Origin of the sequence: Acetobacterium carbinolicum (assembly GCF_047456275.1) — a bacterium.
GTDB classification, from domain to species: Bacteria; Bacillota; Clostridia; order Eubacteriales; family Eubacteriaceae; genus Acetobacterium; species Acetobacterium carbinolicum.
Genome location: NZ_CP173357.1, coordinates 190,211 through 213,649, shown reverse-complemented (window position 1 = coordinate 213,649; position 23,439 = coordinate 190,211). Strand labels below are relative to the sequence as shown.

The following is a 23,439-nucleotide window of genomic DNA, read 5'->3' as shown; positions in this document are numbered from 1 at the left end:
TTTTTGCTTGTTTCCACCGATAATCATGATAATTTATTAATCATTATACCAAAGAATTGTTAATTTAATTTTAATTAAAATTTTCACCTAATTATCACAGAATAATCAAGCCCCGACCACAGACCAGCATTAAACTAAGTGTAATTAATCGATCAAACACTTTTTATATGAGTTTTCACCAAGGGGTTATCCCTCATAATCCCTTGGTTTGACATAGATCTTTTCATGAACTCCTTTCTCACAAAAAAGAATCCTCTCTCAATCAGAGGATTCTTTTTTTGTCTGGTTAGTTTTGCGGTGACTTCAAACTTCATTATATTATTCCCGTTCCTTAATTTCTTCATTGTTCACTTCGTTATTTTTATAGGGCACCCGGGCCGAAGGTACAAACTCCGCGGTGGCATCGGTATGGATGGCCTGGTCGTCAAAATAGATATGGGCACCGAAGGCCTTAAGCACCTCCTGCTTACTCATCCCGCCGAGGAAAAAGGCTTCGTCAATCCGCACATCCCAGGCTCGCAGGGTCCTTATCACCCGCTCGTGGGCCGGCGCATTTCTGGCTGTTACCAGGGCGGTGCGAATCGGCGCCCGATTTTTATCAAAGGCCTTCTGAATCGCCGAGAGGGTTTTTAAAAACTTGGCAAAGGGACCTTCTGGCAGGGGATTCTTGGCATTTCTTATTTCATTGGCCTGGAAGGCTTCGATGCCCTGACTTTTATAAATCTGTTCCGATTCGTCGGAGAAAAGCACCGCATCCCCATCAAAGGCAATGCGGATCTGATCGATTTCGGTGGTTTCTTCATAGGCCAGGTGTTGGGTATAAATAATCCCTGCCGCAACTCCCGCGTTAATGGCCTCCTGAACATCCTCCTCATTGGCGGAAAGAAAGAGATCCGTATTAAAAGCCTCCAGATAGGGTGACAGTAGCGCACCGCTAACCAGGGCCGCCCGGGTAATATCCAATTGGTAATGCTTGATCGAGTTAAAAATGCGCAGACTGCTGTCGGCATTATTTCGGGACATCACAATGATTTCAGTTTTTCGCTGCTCCGATCCGACTTCGTTGAGTTTCAGCAAGGCCTTGATTAAGGCAAAACCGGTTCCCGGTTTTAACAGATCGTTCTCATGTTCAATCTGATACTTTGTATAGGCATCCACACCTTGTTCATTAAAAATCTGATTTTCCTCCTCCAGATCAAAGAGCGCCCGGGATGAAATGCCAACGACCAAACAGTTTTCAAATTTATGCATGTTATTCCCCTATCTTCCTATTTGATAATGATTTTTTAATCTTAATGCATCAGTCTAAAGATTAATACTTATCCACAATTGTGTTGATTTTATGGACAATTGTGGATAAGTTGGTAATTCTTGCTTTTCTTTGCCTTAAAATCTTATCCACATGCCAAAAGAACCTTTCTCAACGAGAAAGGTTCCTAAAATTAAATTTTCTATTCTTATCATATCACCTGACTGGTTGATAGTAAAGGGAATCCTGCCCGACCTTTGTTTAAGCAAAATGACCGATTTCTGTTAAGAATGTGTTCCAGCGCCATTTCATAGCCTTCCCGGATGCTTGGTGACTTGTCTCTTCAATAAAGAATCAGACCGGCATTTAAGGCAACAATATCTTCCCTGGTTTTGGTTTATAGCCCCTTTAAAAGCCGAACAATGCACAAAGCCGAGGCTTCCACCGAGTCAAATGTTCGGATTTCATCCACATTTCCCAAAGTTATCAACATACCCTGTGGATTAAATGAATAGTTATCCACAGAGCCCTCTTCTTTCCGCTCGGCAATAGAGGTCGTTCCTTAATTTCCGTTATTCTGATTCTTTGTTCGAAGCGACCTGATCGTCTAGACATATTTCCATTCCAGCTTCATTGCTGGCGCTTTCAAAGAGAACAACGCCCTGATTATTTGTTAAACACACCCAAACTTTGGCAGTAATACTCTCAATGATCTCCCGATCCATCAGGCCATCCACTGGTGCCCGAAGCCTACCACCACTGTTCATCAAAGCACTAAAAGCAAGCGACCCATTCGGACCTTCCAGCACTCCGGCGCAGGTTCCCTTTTCTGTATCCACTTCCCATTTTTCCAGCCGGGAAAAATTATAGGTGGCGAAACGCCGGGTAATCGTTTTAAAGTCAGTAAAATAGGCGAAAAAACCCGGAAATTCCAGTCCTAAAAAAGGAATGTTGGCCCGCGAAAAAACAAAAGAAGCATTTCCGCCTGCAAAGTGACTGGCCTGAAGCCAGAGATAGGTTTTGGGAAATGACCGGCCGTAGTCTTTTTCAATATAACCCACGCCCCCATTGAAATCTAGCAACTCACCATCAAGCTCAATAACGCCCTTGATCTCATGATATAAATGAAGGATCGCATGGTAGCATTCCATAAAGGGGATTACCCCAAAAGGCCCCATAATCCCGGGATGCTTTGGTCCTCTGGGAAAAGGATGGATTTCATCAAAGGTCAGCCGCCCTTTGATACTCCCCTCCTTGGTGTCAACATTTAAAGACAGACCCTGAGCATTGAAAGCATTGTTTTCAATTTCTACGTCAAATTCATCTGTTCTAGCCTTGAACTCGAAATAAGGAAAAGGATGATACCAGGTTTTTCCATTTGCGGCATTGATCACTTGAATAAACGCCTGCTTATTTCCCTGAGGATCGATCGCCATTCCCGGAATAATGGCAATGGCATGTTTCCGATCCGCGCTAATGCATTTGTAATACCACCCTTCAAAATAGCGTCGTTTCTTGTTTTTACCCTGAAAAACTGCCTGCTTGATCATCGCAACTTTCCTTTCCTATCCCCCAAAATAATATTGTTTATGCAACCCATTTTCACTGGAAGTCGATAAAAATAAAAACCAATACGGCGGCCAGCAAGGAGCTGGCAAAGTTAACAAAATCATTATTTACAAAGCTTAACCCGCTATGCAACTGGTTGGGTTTATTGTTCTGGTTGGGTTTTTCAGTTAGTTCTCCGGTTTCTCTGCTGATGTATTTGGCCTGGATCGCAGCACCCATTAAGCTGTCCAGAATTGACCCCAACAGGCCTCCCAAAGTAATAATACCCATTTGCATCCACAGGAGTTCGCCGCTGTTTCCAGCCATCAATTGAAAAAGACCATAGGTCAAAGCCACCACTGCCGAGCCGCCCAGGGAAGCCAGAAGGCCCAAAGGGCTGACCCCACCGGACAATCCCGGATTAACAGGTTTTAGGGTAATCAGCGAAACTGGTGCCCTGCGGCTGAGAATGCCGATTTCCGAAGCCCAGGTATCGGCATTACAGGCTGCAAATGAAGCCGCCACTGCCACCAGATAGGCGGGGTTCTGAGATATGGCAAAGGGCACCGCCATAATCAGTGCCGCTCCCCCATTGGCAACCACCTGAACAATATCCCGGGGACCAGACTTGGCATGGATTCTGGCCGCAATCGGATCTTTTAAACCGGCTTTGAAATGCGACAAAAAGGTGGAACTTAAAAAAAAGACCATCAATAGCATAAAGAATAGGGGTCCCCCTGCTAAATACAAGGCTACTGCCAAGAGAAAGGCTCCCAAAGCCGCCGAAGGCCTTAATGATTTTCGCCAGTATGCAAAAAAAGCGCCTGCCAAAGAAAAGAAAATGTATATCACATGCTCCAGGATCGATCCTGTTTGAGCCACTAAACTATAGTCGGTTAAATTTTCCATTTTGACCTCCTTTCAAGTATGTCTTTTTCATACCCCAAATACTTCAAAAAACACCCCGGTTACCCGGGGTATTAAAAATAGCAGCTTCATAGATTTTACTTCTACTGATGATCTTTTGACAACTTCAACGCATTATTTTTGCTTTATTACATTTTTCCCAACACTTCTTCCACATCCGGTAGGGTACGAATTTCGTATTTTTTAACCCAAATCACCATTCCCGTTTCATTAATCAGAATATTCGCTCTTTTTGACGCCCCATGCTCTTCGTTGAAGATCCCATAATCTCTGGCTACCTCACCTAAAGGGACAAAGTCTGACAAAATTCTGATGTTTTTCAAGGATAACGCCCGGGCCCACACTGATTTGCTGGGCTGGGGATCAACACTAAGACCCAATACGATGGTGTTTTTTTCCTCGAATCGGTTTGCATTGCGATCAAGCGAGCGCATTTGATCGGTACACACCGATGTAAAAGCCAGCGGATGCCAGGACAGAAGCACCTTTTTTCCTTTAAACTGACTTAGCGTGACCACCTCACCATTTTGATCCTGCAATGCAAAATCCGGAGCCATTGCCCCTAATTGAATTATCTCTGCCATAACTTCTTCCTCCTTATATTTTTATCTTGTTTTTAATTTTTCTAATCCTCCGTTATTATTGAAATCTCAAGTTCCACTGGCAATCCTTCTTCCTCAATCATTTTAAGAAAGACCTTCGCAATTTCTGGATCAAATTGGGTTCCCGAACAGGTTTTCAATTCACCGATGGCATAAGCTAAATCATTGGCTTTTTTATAGCTGCGACTATGAGTCATCACATCAAAGGAATCTACCACGGTGATGATTCGGCCCAGATAAGGAATATCCTGGGCGCTCAACCCATTGGGATAGCCAGTTCCATCGTATTTTTCATGGTGCGCCAGAATATAATCGGCAATATGTTCAAGCGCTGGAGTCGACTTCGCAATCCGATAGCCAATCTCCGGATGGGTTTTTATAATCTCCCATTCGTCATGACTAAGCTTGGCCGGTTTGTCAAGAATATACTCTGGTATCCCGATTTTGCCGATGTCATGCAGTAACGATAACAGCTCCAAATCATCCAGCTGATCTTTGCGTAAATCCAAACGGCTTCCCAGGGCTTTACTCAATAGGCCGATCCGCATGGTGTGGGCTTCCGTCTCCGTACTTTTTTCGTGAAGCGTTCTTGCTAACGTTCGAATGGTGGCATTTCTGGAACTGCTGCTTTCCATCAGCTTATTACGGTACATTCGGTTTTCCGCCAGGTTTAGTACATCTTCCGGTCTTTTTAGGTCTTCACTCCTTTCAGCATAGCCCATAGCCACACTGATCTTTAAATGAAAACCCGGGATTTTTTCAATTTCATTGGTAATCTCTTGAATAATTTGGCAAACTTCTTCCTGAGTAATGTCTTTGAGTAAGATAACAAATTCATCTCCAGGCCATCTTGAAATTATATCGGTCGGCCTACAAATTCGTCTGAGCACATTGCTTACGGCAATCAGTACCTGATCACCTTCCTGATGGCCAAAGGCATCATTTGTCAGTTTAAGGCCGTTGATATCACACATGATAATAAAATAGTGGCTCTCATTCTGACGACTGATGGATTCAAACTGCATTTTCATATAATCGCGATTTTTAAGCCGGGTCAAGGGATCGGAATAACTTAAAAACAAAACTTCTTCCTCTTTTGTTTTTCTTTTGGTAATATTGGATTTGATACGCTGATTGGCCTGATTTATTTGCTTAAGCATCTGATTGATTGAAACCGCCAGCATTTTTAGTTCATCCTTTCCATCCATTTCGATGGATAAGGTCGTATCTCGTTTTAACCCCACTTCTTTGGTAAAGGCGATGAGTTTTTCAATTCTTTTTAAAAAAAACCGATCGACAATAAAATAATCAATGCTGAGGATGACTATCAGAACAAGAATGAAACTGGCCATAAACAGATTAAACTGATCTTTTACAAAGCTATAGTTTTCTTCAATCCGGGAAATTGTCATTAAGATGGTTTCCTCATCGTAGCTATCCCGCTGAAGACGACTGGCTGTGAGATAGGGTTTTCCAGCAAATTCTCTTTTGACAATCTGGTTTTCCCAAACGACGGCAGCCGACCCGGCTTCTCTGAATTCCACATTGACGCCGGTTAGTACTTCAATGTAAGCGGTCATTTCCTTATCAACATTTTTGACCATCACCATACTACCATTACTTGTCGCTGTACGACTGGAATTATTAACCCGCCCGGAGGCAATCAGATATGGCTGCCCATTCAGAATAATCAGATCTGTTTTAGCGTCCTCACCATCAGTGATCGATCCGCTATAAAAGTTGTTTTGTCTGATTTTTTCGATCAAGGCAACCGTTTCTTCATTTTTCAGGTCAAAATCCGAATAAGCAATCACCTCATTATTTTGATTTGCGAAGAGCATCATATTTAAGCTCAAGTTTTCCAGGGACGCCGGATTAAGATTCACGGTTACGTAGCTTGGATTCCGGTCGTTTATAAAACGATAGGTATCGTCCCAATAGGCCCAATCTTTCAAAATACTATTGAGGTCTTCTTTTTCATTTTCGATGATGGTTTCAACCATTTCAAAATCTTTGCTGATCTGTATTCTCTGGGCTTCCTCAACATAGCCATAGAAAACCCCGTAAAAAATCCCATAGGTAAGGCCCAAGAGCACGGCGGCACTGCACAAGGCGATCATAATTGCTTTATGTTTTAATTTCATATGACACCATCTCTGTCTTTTTAAACTGACTCTGCTCAATTTAATTTATTTAATCGTTTTCTTCTATATACCGTTGTTTACTATTATTCCGTAAGCATCATTCTAATTATAGCGCATATTTTCTCTCATCCCTTGATTGCTTCAATCCACCAGGGCTACTATAATTAAAGTAATTCTATTTGATCTTATCATAACAATAATAACCTTAAAATGACAGTTTTTATTTACTAATTTAACCCTATTTTTTTCATATTCTATCTTATTTTGCCCTCCTAACTAAACCAGCTCTTAGCTCTTGACATTTTTACTTTACATGATATAATGTTGGCAATTAAATACTGATTTGCGGGGGGACTTATAAAGTTGAGAAGGTTAAAACCTGACCCTTTGAACCTGTTAGTTAATACTGACGTAGGGAAGCAAGGCGTTTTGGCTAATTTTCAAATACGTGTTTTCAGTGCTTTCCTATTCGGGAAGGCACTTTTTTTGTGCCTAAAAATCTCTGATTTGAAAGGAATGTATTGTGAAAAACTACAAAACTCAAATGGAAGCGGCAAAAAAGGGGATTATCACCCCGGAAATGAAAACAGTGGCACAAAAGGAAAATATAGATGCTGCCAAACTTATGGCTTTGGTCGGCTGCGGCCAGGTTGCTATACCAGCCAATATCAGACATCATTCCCTTTCGCCGGAAGGTGTTGGCACCGGTCTGAAAACTAAAACCAATGTGAATCTCGGCGTATCGGGAGATTGTCTAAACTATGAGGCGGAACTGGAGAAGGTAAACCTCTCTCTAAAATTTGGAGTCGAATCGATTATGGATTTAAGTAACTACGGGAAAACCAACACTTTTAGAAAACAACTCATTAAAATGTCCCCTGCAATGATTGGTACGGTTCCGATGTATGATGCCATCGGTTATCTTGACAAAGATCTACTTGCAATTACCGCCCAGGATTTTATGCGGGTTGTCCGAGCCCACGCCGAAGAAGGGGTTGACTTTATGACGATTCATGCCGGCATTAATAAACGGGCGGTAGAAGCCTTTAAGCGGGATGGACGGCGAACAAATATTGTCTCCCGGGGCGGTTCACTGCTCTTTGCCTGGATGGAAATGACGGGTAATGAAAATCCCTTTTACGAATATTATGATGATTTTCTTAAGATCCTCCGGGAGTTTGATGTCACCATCAGTTTAGGTGACGCTCTGCGCCCTGGTTGCATTGATGACAGCTCCGATGCTTCTCAGCTCAGTGAACTCATCGAACTGGGTCACCTAACCAAACGGGCTTGGGCTAAGGATGTCCAGGTAATGGTTGAAGGACCTGGTCATATGGGGATTAATGAAATTGCCGCCAACATTGTTTTTCAGAAAAAATTGTGTCATAATGCGCCCTTCTATGTTCTTGGCCCCTTAGTAACTGATGTTGCCCCAGGCTATGACCATATTACCGCTGCCATTGGCGGAGCTATTGCCGCTGCCAATGGGGCCGATTTTCTTTGCTATGTAACCCCAGCCGAGCATTTGCGCCTCCCGGATGCTAATGATGTCAAGGAAGGGATTATTGCAACAAAGATTGCCGCCCATGCTGCCGATATTGCCAAAGGTATACCCAACGCGCGAGACTGGGATAACAAGATGTCTGACGCCCGGCGAAAGATCGATTGGGATGCCATGTTCGAACTGGCTATTGATGGCGAAAAAGCCAAAGACTATTACGAAAGCACCCCCACCGAAGAAAAACATAGCTGCTCGATGTGTGGCAAAATGTGCGCGGTGCGCACCACTAATATGATTCTTGAAGGCAAAACCGTGACACTCCATCCTGAGAACTGATCAACTTTATTTAATTTAGCACTTATCTTTTTTTTTGATCTGCCGATATTAATTCTAACGGATTACGTCTTTTTGGGCGTGATCATTTCGTAAAAACATGGAGGTGGATTTATGAAAATCGAAAGTTCAACCGTCACAATGGCAAGTCAAAGCAGTTATAGGGAAGCAACCAAATCTGTCGGATCTTTGAGAGTTTGGGATGCTCAGGGCAATGCCGTAACTTCAACCACAGCCAGCGCTTCTGCAAAGGGGATGGATATCCTTGAGTTGTCAGAACAAGCTAAAAAGTTACCTGCTCAAACCCCTATATCAAATCAAACCCCAGTGTCAACAGTGGCCTCGGGAGATGAAACCGCTTCGCTCTCCAGTAAAGAAGAACAGGAGCTAACGCTACTAGAACAAATGCTTAAGGCATTAACCCGAAAAAAAATGAAATTTGTGATGCCTAAAAAAATTACTTTGGAAAATCCGAAAATGAGTCAGTCCATTCAAAACGCCTATGCCAGTCGAAGTGCACTACTGACCGCTGCCGCCGGGTGGGCTCAGGGTTTAGCCGGTGCTCAACCCCGCAGTGCTTCTCCTAGTGGCGGCTTTGAATACAATCAGAGCGTCACCCACTATGAATCTGAAAGTACTTCATTTCAGGCTCAGGCAATGGTGAAAACTGCCGATGGCCGAGAAATCAATGTCAATCTGCAACTTTCCCTCAGCCGGGAATTTATGTCCTATTCCAATCTCAATATCAAAGCTGGCAATGAGCCGGTTCAGGTTGACCCGCTGGTTATTAATTTCGGTGCCGCCACCACCTCGCTGACGCAGCAGAAATATGCCTTTGATATTGATGCCAACGGCACCCTGGATCAAATTTCCTTTGTTGGTCCCGGCAGCGGTTTCCTGGCCTTGGACCTTAATGGCGATGGTAAAATTAATGACGGCAGTGAGCTGTTCGGCCCGCAAAGCGGCAACGGTTTTGATGATTTGACAAAATATGATTCCGATGGCAATCACTGGATCGACGAGAACGATCCCATCTATGATAAGCTACAGATCTGGTCCAAAGATTCCTCCGGTAACGATGTGTTAGTGGCACTGGGTCAGAAAGGCGTAGGCGCCATTTATCTGGGCAATGTCAGCACCAGCTTCGCACTCAAAGGGGCCGACAATCAAACCGATGGCCAACTGCAACGCACTGGCATCTATCTTAATGAAAATGGTTCGGCCGGAACGATTCAGCATATTGATCTGAGTATCTAAGAGCTAAAACTTAATTTCATTACGATCCGCCAAATAAAAGGTTTTGTTAATTTTGATTGACAAAACCTCTTTTTATTGTTTAAAATTGAAATAAAACTTAACTGATGAGGGCATTATGAAACAACGAAATAAAGTCGGACTGCTGATCTCACTAATCATACTCATTGGTATCGTTGCTATTGTGTTCTTCAGCTTTGCAACCTACAGCAAGATCATTAAAGATGATGTACTAAATATTTCCAAACTCACCTCCACTAATATCTACTCAGAAATTAACAACGAACTGACCAAACCGATCTTTGTCAGCCTGACCATGGCTAACGACAGTTTTGTCAAGCAGTGGCTCCAGCAGGAAGATTCTTCGCAAAACCATGAAATCATTGACTATTTGTGGGGAATCCGAAGCAAATATAATTACCATTCTGTCTTTTTGATTTCAGCCAAATCGCTACACTATTTTCATTACAATGGCTTATTTAAAACCATTTCTCCCCAGGATGACCACGATCAATGGTATTACGACTTTATCAATCAGGATCAGCTTTATATCCTGGATGTCGATCAGGATCAGGTCGATAACCAACGCTTGACGATCTTTATCAATTGTAAAATACTAGATGAGCAGGGAAACCTTCTGGGCGTGGCCGGGGTCGGAATTGAAATGACTTATGTCCAGGAGCTACTTAAGAATTTTGAACGGGATTATGATCTGGAAGCCTTTCTCGTTGATGAAACGGGCTTGATTCAGGCTCACACCAATCCCAATCTGATTGAAAATCAAAATATCAACGATCTGGAAATTTATGCCTCCATCGGCTCTGATCTTTATAATAAAGCCGACACCATCAATGTGTTTAATGATGATAATTTATATAATCAGCAATATATCATCAGTCACTATATTGAAGAACTAAACTGGTATCTGATCGTTAGAAAAGACACCTCAGAGCTGGCTCAGTCCTTTAATCAACAATTATACTATGATCTCTTTATTGTCATTTTAGTCCTGGCCTCTGTGCTGATCATTGTCCAGCGAATCATTATAAAAAATGATCATCAAATGAAACAACTGGCTCTGCTGGATAATTTGGGTATCCTCTCCAATCGGAAAGATTTCGATCAGAATTTAAAAACCACACTGGCTCTGACTGATGAGACAAAGGACTTCTGGTCGGTTTTCCTAATTGATTTGGATCACTTTAAAGACGTCAACGATACCCACGGTCATCTACAGGGGGACAAGATCTTAAAACATGTGATGACACTATGCAAAACAGCTCTTAGTGATCATCTCATCACTCGCTGGGGTGGTGACGAGTTTAGCGGCATTATTTACCTTTCTGGGGTTTTAGCCGCTGAAAAACTAGAGACCCTGCGACTTGAAATTGTTAATGACCCATTGCTTGCAAAATTTAATATCACCGTCAGTATCGGGGTAACCCAAGCCATTGATATCGATACCGAAGATACCATCGTCCGGCGAGCTGACAACGCCCTTTATCAGTCCAAGACCAACGGTAAAAATCAGGTTACCCTGCTTTAATCATAAAGTCGAAAAAAGGATGAATTGCCATACAGCAATCCATCCTTTTTATTTATCTATGCATCGATCGATTTATAGATTTGGGTAAATACCTGGTATCTAAAATTTTTAAAGTCTTCTTCTGTCAAAGGCTGAGGAAAACGCATTATTTTAAGCGGAATTTTTTTACTCGCATCACCCCGCATCACCGGCTGATCATAGCCGTATTCAGACAGGTGAAACCCCAACCGCTGATAAAACCCAATCCGGCGTAAGTTGATTTCATTTTTTTCATCCTCCACCTCAATCATCACCGGCTTTGAAGTCCGCGACAAATAAGCGGCCATCATTCCCGAACCGATTCCGCCGCTCCGCCTTGTCGGGTCCACCGCGAAATGTTCCACAAAGACAGTTGAACCCATATCCCATTCAGCAATAAAACCTAGGATTTCATCCACTTCGTTTTTTGAAGTCCAAATGGTGTAATTGGGATCCCTAAGCTGAGCCCTTGCGTTTTCCCGGGTTCTGATCTCTTCCTTAGGAAAAGAACACACCATCAGTTGATATATTTTTTCAAAATCTTTTTCATCTAATTTCAATCGTTCGATTGTCATCACATCACTTTCTTTATTTTATAATTTTTATGCAAACTACTTACCAACTTTTTAAAAAAATAAGCGTGTCCACATAGCTATTATCGTTTAGTCGATAGCCTTCTTTAATGGTCCCAATGATTTTAAAACCCAGTTTCAAATACAGGGTGATAGCGGGATAATTGGTCGCCACCACCGCATTAAACTGGAGACCTTTAAAGCCACTTTCCTTGCTGCGCATGAGGCAGTCTTCCACCAGCAGACGTCCAATGCCTTTGCCCCGATATTCTTTTGCAACCCCAAATGAAGCATTAGCAATATGCCCGCACCGACCAATATTATTAGGATGAAGAATGTAAATCCCCACAACCGCTTCCCCGCACCGGGCACAAATCGTTTTGGTCTGCTGGGTAAACATCGCTGCTGCCTCTTTTACACTAAGATGTTTGTCGCCGGGAAAACTATTTGCCTCGGCGACGATATAATTCCAAATTTCTGTCGCCTGTTTTACATCTTCTTGATTTAATTGTCTCATTTCGATATCCATTGACACCTCCTGAACCCTATTACTTTGTACCAATTGTTTTTCTCAAACACCTACTATAATTATTCAATATAACATAAGTCCTACTTTTCTCCAACAAAAAAAGGCCCGCTGTTTCGCTGCCACCCCAAATTTTAGTAATTCTTATTTTTTACAATTATTTTTGATTTATTTTAAAAACTCCGCTATAATGTGAATCAATAAGACCAATCGTCTTTGTCCACTACTGTAGCGATCGCTAAGACTAATTCTATTTTCACCGACCTTCAACGCGTCTTCGACAGCATACCCGTGCTCTGTTGCTTTACCGTATTCTTTGCAGAAAGGATTAACTAAGATGGAACCTGATCTGAATAAACTAAAAAACAATTGGACAAACTTTGTCGAACGTGGCATTCTGGATGAAAATACCCGGCGAATTATCCAGCGCTCCTGGAACCACTGTCAAAATATAAAAATGGATGTAAATGGTGGTAAAGGAGAAAGTATTGATGCCCGCCAACTCGAGCAGGTGTTGGCGGAAAACCGGGAGCTGATCAAAATCGCCCAACCAATTATGCAAAACCTTTATGAAATCGTTTTATCATCCCACTTTGTTCTGGTTCTAACTGATAAAAACGGGGTACTACTGGACACCATCGGGGATGAGGTCGTCAGTATGCGGGCTTCCGAACTGCGTTTTTTAAAAGGCACCGTCTGGACCAACGAAGCGGTCGGTTCCAATGCTATTGGCATCGCTCTGGACGAAGATGGACCCGTTCACGTAGTGGGCGCTGAACACTATTGTGTTTCCCATCATACCTGGACCTGTTCCGCCACCACCATTCACAATGTAAAAGGTGAAATCATCGGCGTTCTCAACATGTCCGGGGAAAGTCACAAACTTCACTCTCATACCCTGGGGATTGTTGTCGCGGCCGCCTACAGTATTGAAAATGAACTGGCCCTATCCCATACCTATCGATCCATGTCAGCCTCCCTGGACAGCACCGAAGATGGTATTCTAGTTACCGATGAGAACGTTAATCTGCAATGGATGAATATTGGTGCTCAAAAAGTTCTCCATCTTAGTATGGATGAATTTAATGAACTCGGCTTTAAAAAAATCTTTAAAAAACTCGATCTGGCTGGTGAAAGCTGGGATTTAGAAGAAACAACGCGTTACTATACTGATGTCACCGCTCATATCGGCAGTCGAAAAATTCAATGTAGCGCCAATGTTTCCCGGATTCTGGAAAACGATAAAATTCAAGGCTACTCCATTGGTATCCGCGAAATCAAACACCTCCACAGTGCCGTCAACCGGGTCAGCGGTAACGTGGCGACTTATACCTTTTCCGACATCATCACCCAGAATCCGCAGATGCGGATGATTATCAAAACGGCCGAAAAGATGGCCCGCTTTAAAAAATGTATTCTCATCGAAGGCGAAAGCGGTACCGGTAAAGAGATGTTTGCCCACGCTATTCACCGGGCCAGTTCCTTTTCTCAGGGCCCCTTTATTGTCGTTAATTGTGCCTGTTTACCCCGGGATCTGGTCGAAAGCGAACTCTTCGGCTATGTCAAAGGTGCTTTTACCGGGGCCCTTAGCGAAGGCAAGCCCGGAAAGTTTGAATTAGCCGAAGGCGGCACCATTTTCCTGGACGAAATTGGCGAAATGCCGCTGGAAGTTCAGGCTAAATTGCTCCGGGTGGTAGAAACAAATACGGTTTCACGAATCGGTAGCCAAAGTGAGCGCAAACTAAATATCCGAATTATTGCTGCCACCAATCGTAACTTGGAGCAGGAGGTTAAAAAAAGGAATTTCCGGGAAGATCTCTATTTCCGTCTGAATGTGATTTACCTTCATATTCCGCCGCTGCGGGTTCGGGGTGATGATCTTGTCTGGGCTGCCTCCCACTTCCTCGATCGGCTTAACCGGGAATATCCTGAGCATACCAAAACCTTTTCAAAAGAATTTCTGGAAGGGCTTAAACTTCACCCCTGGCCAGGTAACGTCAGAGAACTCCAGAATTACATCGAGCGAACCTTTTACCTCTGTCCGGAACCCATTATCTCAAGCGATTATCTGCCTACACCGCCACCAAAGTATCGCGAAGAAACCAAGGTTCTACCGACGGCCGCCAGCCCCACCCTGGACGACCTGGTTAAAGCAAATCTTGAAAAAATACTAAAAGAAACCCAGGGTTGTGTGGAAGCCTCAGCCGAAATGATGGGCCTCAGTCGCGCCTCACTTTACCGGAAAATAAAAAAATACAATATTGACATCAAAGATTATCGCTATATGTCTCAAATGTGAGAATTTTCTCGTTTTTGAGACAACCAATTCGCGAATATGAGATACGCCTGAGAAATCCGGTGTATCTTTTTTTGTGCAAAAGACTCCCCCACCCAGATTAAATCCTATGCTTAAGCCATTTAAAAAAAATATCCAACTGATTTTTAAAGTTGGCACGGTTCTTGTTATTAGATAAGTTATCCAAAATCTTAGACTGCAAATAAAACCTAAAGTAAGTACCGACAATTGTTACATCATGTTGTATGCATCAAGGCGGACACGGCGTAGCCTGTCCGAGCTTGCAGCATACAACAGATTAACAATTGGTCGGTACGGGTATTGCCGAAACCTGTTTGATCAGATAAGTCATCTAAAATCTTTGGATAATACAAAAAAGGAGAACACTGAATTTATGAAACTTGATAAAGCGATTATCAAAGACATGTACATCCGCATGAAACGGATCAGGGAATTTGAAACAAAGGCCATGAACCTTTTTGCCGAAGGTGCCATCCCCGGTTTTGTTCACCTCTATTTAGGTGAAGAAGCTGTTGCCACCGGCGTCTGCCAGGCTCTTAACGATGAGGACTACATCACCAGTACGCACCGCGGCCACGGTCACATCATTGCCAAAGGTGGCGATCTGAAATACATGATGGCCGAACTATACGGAAAAGAAACCGGTTACTGCAAAGGCAAAGGCGGTTCCATGCACATTGCCGACGCTACCAAAGGCATTCTTGGCGCCAACGGGATTGTGGGTGCCGGTCATAACCTGGCGGTGGGAGCAGGTTTTAGTGCGCAATACCGAGGCACTGATCAGGTTTGCGTCTGCTTTTTTGGCGATGCCTCAACCAATCAGGGAACCTTTCATGAGTCGATGAATCTGGCCAGCATCTGGAAACTGCCGGTTGTTTTTGTTTGTGAAAACAATGGCTACGGCATCTCCATGAGTCAATCCCGTCATCAGGCCATTAAAGATATTGCTGACCGCGGTAGCGCCTATGGTATTCCCGGCATCTCGGTCGATGGCAATGACGTGATTGCGGTTCACGAAGCCGCTGTTGAAGCCGTTAAACGGGCCCGAAACGGTCAGGGTCCGACCCTCATCGAATGCAAAACGTACCGCCACCGCGGCCATTTCGAAGGCGATGCCGGAAAATACAAACCCATCGAAGAGCAGGAAATGTGGATGAAAAAAGATCCCATGCCGCGAATTGAGAAACACATGATCGACAGCGAAATTGTAACAGCTGAAGAACTAAAAGAACTCCAGGATTCCGTGGTTAAAGAAATTGCTGAAGCGATTGAGTTTGCCAATGCCAGTGCCTATCCGGAATTATCCAGTGCGGTAAAAGATATTTACTTTGATATTGTTGAGGAGGTTCGACAGAGATGAAACAAATGACATATGGAGAAGCCATTCGTGAAGGAATGCGCATTAGAATGCAAGAAGACGAAAATGTTTGTATTTTCGGAGAAGATGTCGGGGCTTTTGGTGGCTGTTTTGGTGTCACCGCCGGTCTATTCGATGAATTTGGCGATAAACGCGTCCGGGATACCCCTATTTCCGAAGGCGTTATCATCGGCTGTGCCGTCGGTTCAGCCGCCACTGGCTTACGCCCCATTGCCGAGCTGATGTTTATTGACTTCTTAACCGTTGGGATGGATCAGTTGGTCAATCAGGCTGCCAAAATGCGTTATATGTTCGGCGGAAACATCTCCGTTCCGATGGTTGTCCGTTTACCTGGTGGTGGTGGTGTTAGTGCCGCAGCCCAACATTCCCAATCATTAGAAGCCTGGTTAACACATGTGCCCGGATTAAAGGTCGTTTTTCCATCAACACCACAAGACGCCCTGGGTCTGATGCTCAGTGCCATCGACGATGAAGATCCGGTAATGTTTGTCGAACACAAAGCGATGTATGGTATGAAGGGCGAAGTCGATGATGTGGTTGTTCCGATTAAATTAGGCGTCGGCGACATCAAGCGCGAAGGAACCGATATCACCGTGGTTGCCACCGGTAAAATGGTTCATGAAGCACTTAAAGCCGCGGCTAAACTTGAGAAAGAAGGAATTTCTGTCGAAATCATTGATCCCCGAACCCTTTATCCACTGGATAAAAAGATGATTTTTGACTCGATTGAAAAAACAACCCGGGTGGTCATTGCTACCGAAGAAGTCAAACGCGGCAGTTTCGCCGGTGAACTGGCAGCGATGATTTCCGAATCCTGTTTCTTCAATCTGGACGCCCCGATCAAACGGGTCAACGCCCTGGATACCCCAATTCCATTTGCACCCAACCTGGAAAATTTTGTCCTGCCCAACGACGTGGACATTTACAACGCCATCAAGGAAGTCATGGCTTAATTTTTAAGGTTATCGATGAGATCCCGTACCGACCAATTGTTAATCTGTTGTTCGCTGCACCATGCGAAATCCGCTGTGCTCCTTCCGCATTGGTCGCGGGCAGTCGCCAACTATAAGCAAGCTTATGATTGGCTCGTTGCCTGCGCGCAGAATCGGACAGGCTTTGCCGTGTCCGCTCCGATGCGTACAACATGATGTAACAATTGTCGGTACTGCTTTATCCCTTAATCTGACAGCCAGATGTAATCTTATCCTTAGAAGATTACAGCTCAATAAAATCAAAAAAATACGGAGGTTATTATGGCACAATTAATCGTCATGCCCAAGTTCGGGCTGACAATGACAGAAGGTACCATTGCCAGTTGGAATGTCGCTGTGGGCGATCCCATTGCTGAAGGCGATATTCTCTGCGAGATCGAAACCGATAAACTGACCAATGAATTTGAATCCCCCAAAGCAGGGGTTCTACTAAAAATTATCGAAGCTGACGGAGCGACCGTTACCTGCCTGGAACCGATTGCAGTTATCGGTGAAGCTAACGAAGATATTTCCGCATTATTAGCCGGTGGTTCTGCTCCTGATGTCGATGCGGCTGTTTCGCCTGTAGACGACGCTCCCGCTATTTCAAAAGCCGCTGTTAAAACTGCTGGCGGCCGGATTAATGCTTCCCCGTTAGCTAAAAAAATGGCCAAAGAAAAAGGCCTTGATCTCGCTCTAATCACTGGTACTGGCAATAAGGGCAGTATTACCGTGGATGATGTTAATAACTATACACCAACTGATAAAGCCGATAAAAAAACCGCTGTTTCCCCGGTTGCTAAAAAAATGGCTGCTGCGTCGGACGTTGATTTAAGCACCGTAGCCAGCGATGGTCGGATTATGAAAAAAGATGTTGAAGCGTTACTGACAAAATCGCAAGCACCCGATGCCCTCGCTCAAAGCATCCCACTTAAAGGGATGCGCAAAACCATTGCCAAGCGAATGAGTGAAAGCTGGAGTACGTCACCCCGGGTCACCTATACCCGACCAGTCGATGCCACCGGCTTAAAAGAGTTCCGCTCCCGCTTAAAACCTGAATTTGAGAAACGGGGTCTCAAGCTGACCTTTAATCATATCATCATGAAAGTCTGCGCCCAGGCCTTGCTGGAATTTCCTCATATTAATGGTAGCCTGGTTGATGACACCCTGATTCTTCATCCTCATGCCCATATTGGCCTGGCCATCGGTATGGATTCAGGACTGTTGGTCCCTAACGTGAAAAACTGTGACCTCAAGCCGCTTTCTCAAATCGCTGAAGAAACCGAAAAACTGATCACTGAGGCCAAGGCCGGCCGCACAAATATGGACGATCTGGTTGGTGGCACCTTTACCCTGTCTAATCTGGGGGCCTATGGGATCACTTCTTTTTCGCCCATTATCAATCAACCGGAACTGGCTATTTTAGGTATCGATGCGATGGTTGACACCCCAGTTGTTATCGGTGGTGAAATCACCATCCGACCGATGATGAATCTGAGTCTCACCGCCGACCACCGGATCATTGACGGGGCTTTGGCTGCTCAGTTTTTACAGCGAATTGGGGAATATCTCGAAAACCCTGCGCTGTTACTTGTTTAAGTGCTGTGAAAGAAGGTAAAACCATGAAACATATAGCCATAATTGGTGGTGGCCCCGGGGGCTACGTGGCGGCCATTCGAGCGGCCCAACTGGGCGCCCAGGTCACCCTGATTGAAAAAGAAAAGCTGGGCGGCACCTGCCTAAATGTCGGGTGTATCCCCACCAAGGCGCTGCTCCATTCTGCCGAGGTATTAACCGAAGCTAAAAATTCGTCAAAAATCGGTTTAGTCATTCCTGAGGTCGGTTATGATTGGACAAAAATTCAAGCCCATAAGGAGCAGATCAGCACCAAGCTATCCGGCGGCGTCAAAGGGCTGCTTAAAGCCAATGGGGTTAAGATTATTACCGGTTCTGCGCAGTTTTTAAATGATGAGGTCTTGCTGGTGACTGACGTTTCCGGTAAAACTGACGAGTTACGAGCGGATAAAATTATCATTGCCAGCGGTTCAGTACCGGCACTTCCACCGATTCCTGGCATTGATCATCCCAATTGCCTGGATTCCACCGGGGCGCTTTCTTTAAATCATGTTCCGGAGCGACTGGTGATTATTGGTGGCGGCGTCATTGGTGTGGAAATGGCGTCAGTTTACAATCAGTTTGGTTCCAAAGTAACGATTGTAGAAATGCAGCCGGGAATTCTACCGCTTATGGATGGTGAACTGGGCGAAATGCTGTGCAAAAAACTTGTGAGAGATGGGATAAAAATTTTAACGGGTGCGCAGGTGTTGTCAGTCCAGAGTGATGAGCACCAAACGACCGTTAGAATTAAAAAGGACGATAACGAGAGTGACATCTCAGGTGATAAGGTATTGGTAGCAATTGGACGTAAAGCCGAATTATCGACTTTGGGACTGGATAACACCAGTATCAACTGGGATAAAAAAGGGATTAGTGTGAATCCAAAAATGCAGACCAATCTAAAAAATGTTTATGCCGTCGGAGATTGTCTGGGCAAAACCATGCTGGCTCACATAGCCTCTCAGCAAGGGGAAGTTGCTGCTGAAAATGCGATGGGCCATGAGGCCGTTTATGACGAAAAAACCAATCCCTCCTGCGTCTATACCACTCCCGAATTTGCCGGAGTGGGCCTTACTCAGGAGGATATCCGGGGCTATGAAAAAGATTATTCGATTGGCCGATTCCCGCTGGCGGCCAATGGCAAGTCACTGATTATGGGCACCACCGAAGGGATGATTAAAATTATTTCCGATAAAAAATACAAGGAAATTGTTGGTGTCCATATTCTAGGACCACGAGCCACCGACCTGATTGTTGAAGGCGCGCTGGCGCTGCGGCTGGAATCGACAGTGGAAGAAATTATCTCGACCATTCATGCCCATCCCACCGTTGGCGAGGCCATTAAAGAGGCGGCCCTGGCGACGGAAAATAGGGCCATTCACTGGAAATAAAGCAAAAACAAACGAGCACAGGCAAAAAGCGCTAAAAACACTTTTTGCCTGTGCTGATTATTTTCTGAATCGAGTGTTCATTGTGATTAATTGGTTCCTTCTTTTGATCCTACGATTCCAGACATTGGATTCAAGAATATAAACAGAATTCCAAGAATTGCCAAAATCATCATTCCTGCAAGGATCGGTCCCTTAAGGGCATCGCCAGTAATTAATGTCGTCATCGCAATCCAGTAAGTTGATAAAAATGCAAATAGATTCATTGCTGCTAGAATAATCGATGTTGCAAGAGCCTGTTGTGAAGATTTTATGATCATACTGACAATCATGAAAACAGCTGGCATACCGATTGAAAATGCAAAACCCGCCAATGCTGTTCCAATCGTAACTAACACAACGTTTCCGCCGAATAAAACCATTGCCATTCCAATAGCGGCTGCAAATAAACCAATTGAGAGAATGTATTTTTTTGTTGCTTTAAAGATCTGACCAAATACAGCACCTGCGGCCATTCCGCCAATTGTATAAAATGCCAGAACAACGCCTGCCGTCGTTGAATCCCCTAAATTACCGGCTTCTAACAATGATGACATATTAACCAGCAGTGGATAGATCAGCATGACGGAAAATCCAAATACGCCTGCTACCACCCATAATTTTCCGGGAATTTTTTCTTTCGTTATTACTTTTCCTGCATCAATCGCGCCATTCTGTTTGGGCGGTTCGGGCAAAAAGAATATTACGGCCAGCAGTGAAATAATACCAAGTGCATGTGGTAAAAAAGCAAAATTCCATCCAAAACCTGCACAAAATCCGCCCAAAAATTGTAGAATCATACCACCAATATTCATTAGAAGTGTAACCATACCCATCATTGATGCTACTTTATCACCTTCATAAAGACCCATCGCTAGAGCATTCGGTAATGGTGAAATAATACCCAGACCGATACCAAAAACTGCACGTTCGATGAGTACCACCGTCCAGCTACTCGCAAAATATGGTGCAACGCCACCAATTATAAACAGTAGTATACCTACAATAGCAAGCGTTTTGTATTTTACCTTATTGCCGGCAAGGCTACCCGCAATCAACGTTGCCGGTATAACTGTCAGTGATGGTAAGGTTGAAACCAATAATAATGTTGTTAACGATTCTTGGGGGAAGGCTCCAAAAATTACATTAAGCGCAGGAGTAACCGTTCCTACACCCATTGTGATAAAGGCCATGGCCAATACCGCAAATCCAGATAAGGCTGATGTTTTTTGATTCATGTTCGTCTCCTTTAAGGTAATTATAATTTAGTGTTTTTTTTTAATTCACGATTCGAAGCGGGTATTTTTTTATCAATTATCACAATATGAAGGTATGAAAAATCATATCGATTTATGATTATAAACAGCCCGCCCATATTTATTCAGTTCACTTAAAACCCATTCCATTTTTTTCCGCGAATCTTCACTGCTACCACAGATGCCACCATCCCAAAATATCAACGCCCCGTTTTTGCCATAATCATCAATTGCTTTTTGTACCGATTCTCTTACGACTTCCTCGGATGCACCGGGAAAGGCTGCCGCTGAATGCCTGTCCCAGCCACCGGTAAGTACCAATCGCTTTCCATACTTTTCTTTTTTCTGCCTAAGACTTTCATTCGGCTCGGGTAGCTGACAAATATCCACTCCAATTTCCAAAAACGCGTCGATCAGGAATTGACAGTTTCCACAACAATGAAATTCTGCTAGTGCACCAATCTCATGAATGGCATCAATGATTTTTTTAAAATAGGGTTTATAAAGCGATTCCCAAATTTCCTTTGAAATAAAAGGTCCGTTAGCAGCCGCTAAATCATCGCCTGTAAATACAATATCCGGATGAATATATGCTCCAAAATACTTGACCACCTCAACCAGAAAATCCGTTATCGCCGAAATAAACGCTTCCAGTTCTTCCGGTTCTTCATAAATTGCGCAAAGACCATCCACCCACCCAATCATATCGATCGGAATCAGAAAGATCCCATTGGTATTAAGTATGGCAATATTAACCTTTTCCGGATCACTCATCGATTTGAAACGTTCTGCCATTTCTGGCCAGTCGAGTTCCGCCACCTTTGGAAACTTGACCGTCTCACGCCACTGATCCAAATTTTCCATTGCCCGCCATTTCTCATCAGGCATACGGCCTGCGTCATTTTCCACCCAGCGTATGTTGCAAAAGTCAGTTCCTGTCTGAGGGTCAACTTGCATCCAGAAATCTGGCAGAAACACATTGCTGTCTTCAGCAAATGAAGGTACCCACAATGGTTTTTCTCCATGAGCAGCCATCAAATAATTCTCACGTTTACTAATCATTTTCGCTTCTCTTTTCACCCTTTTGACTTCGCAACGATTATCTTAACTGATTCATTGCTGTTAATCTTACTCACTCAAGTATTTTCGACTTTCTTCGTATAAGGCTTCTCTTGTTTTGATGTGAATTGCATAATCACCCGAAAAAACGGGTTTTTCTGGGATTGCCCCGGCATATTTTTTAACAAATTCTCTTCCCGTCTCAATTGCCGCTGCTTCATCAACATCTATTGGTACCTGATGGTATGCACCTAACATGATCTTGCCCCCGAACTGTTTATACAAACTGCCAAAATCATTGATTTCTTGTGGTGTCCATGCATCCACGCCTGCTTCAATCATAGCTGGAACCAGCTTTCCACTTTTACCGCAACTGTGTAATTCAACAAAGAGTCCCAGTTCATGGGCATAATCAACAACGTCTTTCAAGTGCGGAACGATTAAGTTGCGGCATGCTTCCAACGAAAAGAAGGAATTTTGTGAAGTTCCCCAATCGTCATGAAAATAAATCACATCAGCATTAAAATCGACCTGATAGTGTTTTATCATTTTTTTGTATATTTTGACACATTCTGCAAAAAAATCATGAACTGCATCTTCAACTTCATCATCAATCATTGTTATTGCTGCATTTTCAAAATCCAGTAGTGAGATCAATCGTTCGAAAAACCCTGTGAATATCCAGGCCTGAACTAGATTAGAGCTATTATATGCATAGTCTTTATTCCGTTTTGCGCTTTGAGCCCAATCCCACGAGTCAACATCCGGCAGGATGATTTTATCTCGCCACTCGGATATATTTCTAAGTGTTGGGTTTCCCGGTATTACCATCGATCCCATCGCTGAAGGTTCATAAACCCATTCGATCCCAAAACTATCTTTTCCGCCCTTTTTTTTATCATCCATATAATCCCCCGACTCCGCACTCACAACAAACCCTCGCGCAATTGCATCGGGATAACAAGCGGGACAAAGGGTTGTCAGATCATAAAAATTGGGAATCCATACTGGCTTTTCACCTTTATACAAAGCCTTATAATTTTCTTTTGGTGTTATCGGTGTACGATATATCGGCGTTGGCGGCACGCCTGGAAACAGGCTTGGGTACTCCCCGATGGGATCTAACTCCGTTTTTAAAAATTCAATTCTTTCCATAATACTATCCTTTCGCTCTCAATACTTTTTTTACTAAAC

19 protein-coding genes and 1 riboswitch are annotated in these 23,439 nt (G+C 43.8%); of the genes, 8 read left to right on the top strand and 11 right to left on the bottom strand.

The window, feature by feature from the left end; translation table 11 throughout:
- Window positions 1–318: 318 nt before the first annotated feature.
- The 6 genes from ACIZ62_RS01040 to ACIZ62_RS01015 all read right to left on the bottom strand — a co-directional run bounded on the left by ACIZ62_RS01040 (window position 319) and on the right by ACIZ62_RS01015 (window position 6,470).
- Window positions 319–1,251 (bottom strand): 5'-nucleotidase, encoded by a 933-nt coding sequence (locus ACIZ62_RS01040; RefSeq protein WP_111888392.1) that lies wholly within the window; start codon window positions 1,249–1,251, stop codon window positions 319–321.
- A 395-nt stretch (window positions 1,252–1,646) separates the two neighbouring features.
- Window positions 1,647–1,772 (bottom strand): hypothetical protein, encoded by a 126-nt coding sequence (locus ACIZ62_RS01035; RefSeq protein ID WP_256372195.1) that lies wholly within the window; start codon window positions 1,770–1,772, stop codon window positions 1,647–1,649.
- A gap of 49 nt (window positions 1,773–1,821) precedes the next feature.
- A complete protein-coding gene (locus tag ACIZ62_RS01030) occupies window positions 1,822–2,799 on the bottom strand; it encodes a tocopherol cyclase family protein (protein WP_111888393.1) in 978 nt (325 codons plus the stop codon).
- A 52-nt stretch (window positions 2,800–2,851) separates the two neighbouring features.
- Complete coding sequence (locus ACIZ62_RS01025) at window positions 2,852–3,706, bottom strand: DUF92 domain-containing protein (RefSeq protein WP_414151079.1); 855 nt, start codon at window positions 3,704–3,706, stop codon at window positions 2,852–2,854.
- Window positions 3,707–3,852: 146 nt separating this feature from the next.
- Window positions 3,853–4,308, bottom strand: coding sequence for a redoxin domain-containing protein (locus ACIZ62_RS01020; RefSeq protein WP_414151078.1), 456 nt, complete (start codon window positions 4,306–4,308; stop codon window positions 3,853–3,855).
- A 41-nt stretch (window positions 4,309–4,349) separates the two neighbouring features.
- A complete protein-coding gene (locus tag ACIZ62_RS01015; RefSeq protein WP_414151077.1) occupies window positions 4,350–6,470 on the bottom strand; it encodes an HD domain-containing phosphohydrolase in 2,121 nt (706 codons plus the stop codon).
- 337 nt (window positions 6,471–6,807) lie between these two features.
- Window positions 6,808–6,906, top strand: a riboswitch (TPP riboswitch).
- Between the two features lie 108 nt (window positions 6,907–7,014).
- Between ACIZ62_RS01015 and thiC the strand changes: the two genes are divergently transcribed.
- From thiC to ACIZ62_RS01000, 3 genes are all read left to right on the top strand, one after another.
- Window positions 7,015–8,307, top strand: coding sequence for a phosphomethylpyrimidine synthase ThiC (gene thiC, locus ACIZ62_RS01010; RefSeq protein ID WP_414151827.1), 1,293 nt, complete (start codon window positions 7,015–7,017; stop codon window positions 8,305–8,307).
- Between the two features lie 111 nt (window positions 8,308–8,418).
- Entirely contained in the window at window positions 8,419–9,561 is a 1,143-nt protein-coding gene (locus ACIZ62_RS01005) for a hypothetical protein (protein ID WP_414151076.1), read from the top strand.
- Window positions 9,562–9,676: 115 nt separating this feature from the next.
- On the top strand, window positions 9,677–11,104 hold the full coding sequence (locus ACIZ62_RS01000) for a diguanylate cyclase (RefSeq protein ID WP_414151075.1): 1,428 nt from the start codon (window positions 9,677–9,679) through the stop codon (window positions 11,102–11,104).
- A 56-nt stretch (window positions 11,105–11,160) separates the two neighbouring features.
- Here ACIZ62_RS01000 and ACIZ62_RS00995 read toward each other — a convergent pair whose 3' ends face one another.
- Window positions 11,161–11,697 (bottom strand): GNAT family N-acetyltransferase, encoded by a 537-nt coding sequence (locus ACIZ62_RS00995; protein WP_414151074.1) that lies wholly within the window; start codon window positions 11,695–11,697, stop codon window positions 11,161–11,163.
- Window positions 11,698–11,737: 40 nt separating this feature from the next.
- On the bottom strand, window positions 11,738–12,223 hold the full coding sequence (locus tag ACIZ62_RS00990; RefSeq protein ID WP_414151073.1) for an N-acetyltransferase family protein: 486 nt from the start codon (window positions 12,221–12,223) through the stop codon (window positions 11,738–11,740).
- Window positions 12,224–12,557: 334 nt separating this feature from the next.
- Between ACIZ62_RS00990 and ACIZ62_RS00985 the strand changes: the two genes are divergently transcribed.
- From ACIZ62_RS00985 to lpdA, 5 genes are all read left to right on the top strand, one after another.
- Entirely contained in the window at window positions 12,558–14,519 is a 1,962-nt protein-coding gene (locus ACIZ62_RS00985; RefSeq protein WP_414151072.1) for a sigma-54-dependent Fis family transcriptional regulator, read from the top strand.
- A gap of 391 nt (window positions 14,520–14,910) precedes the next feature.
- Complete coding sequence (locus ACIZ62_RS00980) at window positions 14,911–15,897, top strand: thiamine pyrophosphate-dependent dehydrogenase E1 component subunit alpha (protein ID WP_414151071.1); 987 nt, start codon at window positions 14,911–14,913, stop codon at window positions 15,895–15,897.
- Window positions 15,894–16,868 carry an alpha-ketoacid dehydrogenase subunit beta gene (locus tag ACIZ62_RS00975; RefSeq protein ID WP_111888403.1) on the top strand — a complete coding sequence of 325 codons (975 nt, stop codon included), beginning with the start codon at window positions 15,894–15,896 and terminating at the stop codon, window positions 16,866–16,868. The genes ACIZ62_RS00980 and ACIZ62_RS00975 overlap by 4 nt, the downstream gene beginning before the upstream one ends.
- A 300-nt stretch (window positions 16,869–17,168) precedes the next feature.
- On the top strand, window positions 17,169–18,485 hold the full coding sequence (locus tag ACIZ62_RS00970; protein WP_414151070.1) for a dihydrolipoamide acetyltransferase family protein: 1,317 nt from the start codon (window positions 17,169–17,171) through the stop codon (window positions 18,483–18,485).
- Window positions 18,486–18,508: 23 nt separating this feature from the next.
- Window positions 18,509–19,894, top strand: a complete 1,386-nt coding sequence (gene lpdA / locus ACIZ62_RS00965; protein WP_414151069.1) for a dihydrolipoyl dehydrogenase — start codon at window positions 18,509–18,511, stop codon at window positions 19,892–19,894.
- 86 nt (window positions 19,895–19,980) lie between these two features.
- Here lpdA and ACIZ62_RS00960 read toward each other — a convergent pair whose 3' ends face one another.
- From ACIZ62_RS00960 to ACIZ62_RS00950, 3 genes are all read right to left on the bottom strand, one after another.
- Window positions 19,981–21,168, bottom strand: a complete 1,188-nt coding sequence (locus ACIZ62_RS00960) for an MFS transporter (protein ID WP_111888406.1) — start codon at window positions 21,166–21,168, stop codon at window positions 19,981–19,983.
- Window positions 21,169–21,270: 102 nt separating this feature from the next.
- Window positions 21,271–22,248 carry a uroporphyrinogen decarboxylase family protein gene (locus ACIZ62_RS00955; RefSeq protein WP_414151068.1) on the bottom strand — a complete coding sequence of 326 codons (978 nt, stop codon included), beginning with the start codon at window positions 22,246–22,248 and terminating at the stop codon, window positions 21,271–21,273.
- Between the two features lie 66 nt (window positions 22,249–22,314).
- Window positions 22,315–23,400, bottom strand: coding sequence for a uroporphyrinogen decarboxylase family protein (locus tag ACIZ62_RS00950; RefSeq protein WP_414151067.1), 1,086 nt, complete (start codon window positions 23,398–23,400; stop codon window positions 22,315–22,317).
- Window positions 23,401–23,439 lie beyond the last annotated feature (39 nt).